This is a genomic window from Chryseobacterium sp. IT-36CA2, assembly GCF_949767875.1.
Classification (GTDB): domain Bacteria; phylum Bacteroidota; class Bacteroidia; order Flavobacteriales; family Weeksellaceae; genus Chryseobacterium.
The window spans coordinates 1-5,927 of the sequence record NZ_CATKPG010000004.1 but is presented as its reverse complement, the minus strand read 5'-3'; the positions used below and the strand labels follow the sequence as shown (position 1 = coordinate 5,927).

The 5,927-nt window shown below is 33.2% G+C and carries 3 protein-coding genes; all 3 read left to right on the top strand.

The features are described from left to right. Nucleotides 1–528, top strand: a 528-nt coding sequence (locus ACM6F9_RS00770; protein ID WP_414843974.1) for a T9SS type A sorting domain-containing protein, incomplete at its 5' end; no start/stop codon positions are given. Nucleotides 529–534: 6 nt separating this feature from the next. Then, a complete protein-coding gene (locus tag ACM6F9_RS00765) occupies nucleotides 535–4,161 on the top strand; it encodes a DUF5977 domain-containing protein (RefSeq protein ID WP_414843973.1) in 3,627 nt (1,208 codons plus the stop codon). 5 nt (nucleotides 4,162–4,166) lie between these two features. After that, nucleotides 4,167–5,927 (top strand): DUF6443 domain-containing protein (locus ACM6F9_RS00760; protein ID WP_414843972.1); only part of this gene is annotated, 1,761 nt, incomplete at its 3' end.

The following is a 5,927-nucleotide window of genomic DNA, read 5'->3' as shown; positions in this document are numbered from 1 at the left end:
GATGATAAATCTTCCAAAGGAATTCTATTAGGAGGTTATACTCAGGCTGAGGGAAGAATACAAACCGATGATGAAACTTTTTGGATGCTTTACCTTGATCAAAATGGAAATGAACAGTGGAGAAAATATGTAAAAGGAGAATCTAGTAAGAAGGAAGAAAGGCTTTCTGATTTAAAACTGAATAGAGATGGTTCAATCATTCTGGCAGGTACCAGTGCAGAAGAATTGGGTAAAGAAAACTGGAAAATTGTGAAATTGGGAGACAAACAGGTTGATCAGTTGATTGAAAAGTACGATATCAAGATCTATCCGAACCCTGTTTCAGACTATGCTTACATAGAAATTGGCTTTGACTTCAAGGATGCTGATATTCTTTTGTATGATATGTCTGGAAGACAGCTTCAGAGCTTGAAAACCAAGAATAAAGTGACCAAGATCAATACCCAGACACTCATTCAGGGAGCTTATCTGGTTACTGTAAAAACTGATATGAATAAAACTGCGAATGCAAAATTAATCAAGAAATAAACACAAATGAGGAAAAATTTAATAACTGTTATTTTAATATTTAGTTTTTTTAAAAGCTACTCACAAAATAATAATGACTTGTCATATTATTTTAAAAACTTTCCTACATCTCCATCTACAGCAAGTTTTTTAAGGTACGGAGATATACAAAATTCTGAATTTACAGGAACAAATTCTCCTACAATTCCCTTATACACTATACAAAATGGAGATATAACAATTCCTTTAAATCTGGACTATACTTCTGGAAATGGAATTAAAGTTTCGGATGAAGCCTCTAGCGTAGGGTTGGGATGGAACTTGGGAATGCCTACTATTGTGCAATCGGTACTGGGAAGCGATGATTTTGATACTGCTGTACAAAAATTAAAGATAGATCTACACTATCAGCCCAGTACTCCTTGGGGAGTATTAAATTATAATGATCAGTATCTAGAAACTAAAGATGGAGTGTCAGAACCTGCAGGCTATATTCAATCTCCTGAAATTGGAAAATATACTTATTATTATTCTGTATACCATAATTTACCTGTTAATGGAATTTTTCATACTTATGGGAACTGGGTAGAATATGATAGTTCTCCAGATATTTTCACTTTAAATCTATTTGGAGAGAAGATTGAATTCTTCATTTCCAATCATAAAGATATTAATTCATCTTCTCCAGTATTTGCTTGTTTGAAGAAAGGGTATCAAATAAAATTTGATAAACCTACTAATGTGTTCAAAGTAATAGCTCCCAATGGAATAACGTACGAATTTGGAAGAAATGAAGAGGTGAGAATCTTTGGTACCATTAACAGAAATTTTGTATTAACAAAAATTACTGATAAAAATCAATATATAGTAAATTTCAATTATAGCGAATATAGTAATGTTATAAACTTTATTCCACAATCAAAAAACTTGAATTATAATAGAGGTTCTCAATCAACATGGACGCCTGGATGTGGTGGGCTCCCGACTTTTTGGGGAGGACAATATGTGTATGCTGCAAAGTACAGACCTCCAAATTTATCGTCAGATGCTTACCAAACTCAACAAGCTTCAGACTCCTACTTTATCTCTAATACCCCATCATATAATAGTGCTCAGAATTATTTATTAGTTTCAAAAATATCAGGGGAGTTTGGATCTGTTGATTTTTCTTATTCTAATAGAGAAGATTTTCCTACTGGAAGATTGGATAATCTTATAGTCAAAAATAAAGTAAGTAATCAAATTGTTAAAAACATTGACTTTCAGTATGATTATTCAGTAGCCGTCAATAATAATTTTCAAAATCCAGATACTTCATCATATAATGAAGATAGAATGAAAAAAAGGCTGTTTTTGAAAAATATAGTTGTAAATCAGTTAGAAAAATATAGATTTGATTACAACAATCCACAAAATCTTCCAAGAAAAGATTCTTATGCTGTTGATTATTGGGGATATTATAATGGAGCTTTAAATAATCAAACTTATTTTGCAAAACCAACTGATTTTTCAATAGCATATTTAAATCAATTGCCAATTACAAGTGTAAATAATAATAAAAAAACTTCTGATATCAATTTTGTGACCAGTGGGCTTCTAAAAAAAATGACTTACCCAACGCAAGGATATTCTGTATTTAATTATGAGCTACACAATGCAGATAATTTAATTTCTAATTATAATCCATCTACGATCAATACAGGAAAGGGAGTTAGATTAGAAAGTCAGGCAAATTATGATTTTAATACAAATTTGGTAAATAAGGTGAAATTTATTTATGAAAATGGATATTCAACAAATCCACTGGATCTAGTAAAAGAATATGTTAATAAGAAATACTCTACTAGCGGAGGATATGAAACATCTACAATAATTTCTTTTAATTCCTCAAATAATTACAGTGCATCATCTCTATCTTCAGGAGACTATGTAGGCTATGGCAAAGTAACAAAAATCCAAGTAGATAATGCTAATAATGAAAAAGGAAGGATAATATCCAACTATAACATTAATCCTGATGTCTTTTATCGTTTTTGGCAAGATCAATTGCCCGTTTCTATCCCTACTACCAAAAATAGTGGTATTGAAAATGGCAAGTTAATTTCACAAATAATTACTAATAGTAATAATCAGAAATTACAAGAAGTTATTAATGAATATGATACTCGTTATTCAAATATTTATTACGGCACCATTTTCTCTCCAATAAGCGAATATCTATATATTTGTAAGGGTTGGACAAATGGTGGTAGTGCACCTGCGGGTGATCCTGATCCTAATAGTATAAGAGATGTATCTGTAGTAGCACATTATCCTATATTTTCAAAGGAGAGTTTGTTGTCGAAAACTAAAACTATTGATTATCTTACAGGACAAGAATTAATAACAACTAGCAATCAGGATTATAATACTAACAATTTTCTTATATCAAAATCCGTTACTTTTCCTGACGGTAAATATAATGCTGAAAATATTCAATACTCCACTGAAAAAGGTAATACAAAATTAATTAACGCTAATATCTTAAATACTCCTTTACAAACACAAACTATTGGAAATCTTATCAATGGTTCTTTAAAAACAACTTCATTAATAGAAACTAAGTATGACAATATTAGCCACTTAAATCCTACTTCTGTTTTGTCATACAATATTGCAAATAATCAACCTTCTACTGAAGTAACTTATGATTTGTATGATAAAGGAAATTTATTGCAGTATACAACTAAAGAAGGTACTCCAATAACGATCATTTGGGGATATAAAAGTAATCAGCCTATAGCTAAGGTAGAAGGAGGTAATTATTCTCAAGTGATGCAAGCGTTCGGTCTAGATGCTAATAATAATACTTCTTATCAGCAGTTAGAAATAGTTGAAAAATCAAATTTGGATATTGATCCAATTAGTGAAGGTCTGCTTATTTCGAAGCTTGATGGGTTCAGAAACAAACCAGAACTCAAAGATTTCAAAATTACCACTTATGCTTATGATCCATTGATAGGGGTTAAAACAATTATTCAACCTTCTGGACTCAGAGAAGTTTATAAATATGATTCCTCAAATAGGCTAGAGAATATCAAAGATAATGAGGGCAAAATAATAAAGGAGTTTGTGTATAATCATGCGCCAATAAGATATTACAATTCCTCAAAAAACCAAACGTTTACAAAAAGCGATTGTGGTTCAAATGTTATTCCTGGTGTGTATACTTATACAGTTCCTGAAAGTACTTATATCTCATTACTAAGCCAGGCAGATGCAGATCAACAAGCACAAAATGATATCAATGCTAATGGGCAAAATGCTGCAAATGTCAATGCGAGCTGTACTTCAATGAGTTGTTCAATAACAAAAGGGAGCGGAATAAGTCAATTTAATTATGGTTCAATAAGTTTAGCAAATACAACAAGTTTTAGAATCCAAATGGGCTTCAGATATTATAATAACTTGTCTTGGGATAATGGTGTAATTATTGGGAAAATTAATGGAAATTGTATTCCTTCAGGTGAAAGATCTTCAGGTACTTTTTCAAATGGTATATGGATACTGACAATTGATAGTAATGGAAATATTACTGCTAAAATTAGTTCGGCTTCACCATCATTGGTTAACAACATGGACTTAAATTTTGATTTCACATTTCCAATAAACTAAATACGATGAAAAAAATAATTACCCCCATAAGCGCCTTTTTTGTAGTAGGCTTTCTTCATGCACAAATAACACCGAGCATAACGGAAAACTATATCTTCAGCAAGACCTGTCTGGATGCAGCTTGTGTAAAGAACGCCTTAACGGTTCAGTATTTTGATGGATTAGGAAGACCAAAACAAATTGTCAATGTAAAAGCATCTCCATTAGGACGGGATGTTGTTACTCCCATTAAATATGACCAGTTCGGAAGACAGGTTCAGGAGTATCTCCCTATCCCTCAGGGTGGAACTTTAAACGGAGCTATTACCCCAGATCCCTTGAGTAATGTAAGCAGTACACCTTATGGTTCAGAAAAGATTTATTCTGAGAAAATTTTGGAGAACTCACCTTTAGACAGAATTCAGCAGCAGATTCAGGTAGGTACTGATTGGAGTACTAAACCTGTTAAATTTGAATATGATGCTAATAAGACTACTGAGGAAGTAAGAAAATTTACGACCGTTACAACCTGGGAAAACGGAGCTACTAAATCTGTACTTGCAGAAGATTGGCTGTACACGGATAATCAGTTGTATAAAAATACAGTAATTGATGAGGATGGCAATAAAACCATAGAATTCAAGAATGGGAGAGGCCAGGTAATCATGGTTAGAAAAGAGGATGGAAGCAGTACCTATTATGTTTATAATGAATATGATCAGCTTGCTTTTGTACTGCCTCCTATGGGGAGTATGAGAGGGGATATAGTTGCTAATATTACTAAACAGGATGAATTTTGCTACCAGTACCGTTATGATGGCAGAGGCAGGCTTGTTGAGAAAAAACTTCCTGGCAAAGGCTGGGAATATATGGTGTATGATAAAGCTGATAGGTTGATGCTTACCCAGGATGCCAATATGCGAGGATTGGGCAAATGGCTGATGACCAAATATGATCAGTTTGGAAGAGTGGCTTATACAGGAACCTTCAGTTCAACTGATACCAGAAGTACAATCCAGAACCAGATTAAGGATTTGGTTATTTATGATGCTCGCCATTCTACAGGGTTTTTCAGAAATGGCATCAATATTTATTATACCGCGGTCTATTTTATTCCTGAAAATATTCTGTCCGTAAACTATTATGACAGCTACCCAGTGTATAGCTTTAATCCTTCTTTTCCAACAAGTATTCAGGGAGAAACTTTATTAACAGAAACCCCTACGGCTGATGGGAGAAGCACCAAAGGACTACCTGTGATGAGTTTTGTAAAGAATATTGAGGATGACGGCTGGACAAAAAGCTATACCTATTACGACAGGAAAGGAAGAGCTATTGGAAGCCATTCTATCAACTATTTAGGAGGTTATACCCATACAGAATCAAAACTTGATTTTGCAGGATTACCACAACAAACCATTACCAGACATAAACGGTTAAATTCAGATGTGGAAAGAGTCATTACAGAAACTTTTGAATACGATAATCAGAACAGATTGTTGGTACACAAGCATCAGGTAGATAGTAATCCTATAGAAATTCTTGCTCAGAATAAATACAATGAACTTTCCCAGCTGGAATCTAAAAAGGTGGGAGGAGTAACGGCTTCTTCTCCGCTTCAACAGATTGATTACAAATATAATATCCGTGGCTGGATGACCCAGATCAATGATCCGGCAGCTTTAAATGGGAAGCTATTTGGCTATAAAATTAAATATCAGAATTCTGATAATCCTTCTTATAAAAAATTTAATGGTAATATCTCTGAAGTAGACTGGAAAACTTCC

Coding starts and splice junctions, on each gene's coding strand:
- ACM6F9_RS00765 (WP_414843973.1), top strand. CDS start 535: ATGAGGAAAAATTTAATAACTGTTATTTTAATATTTAGTTTTTTTAAA.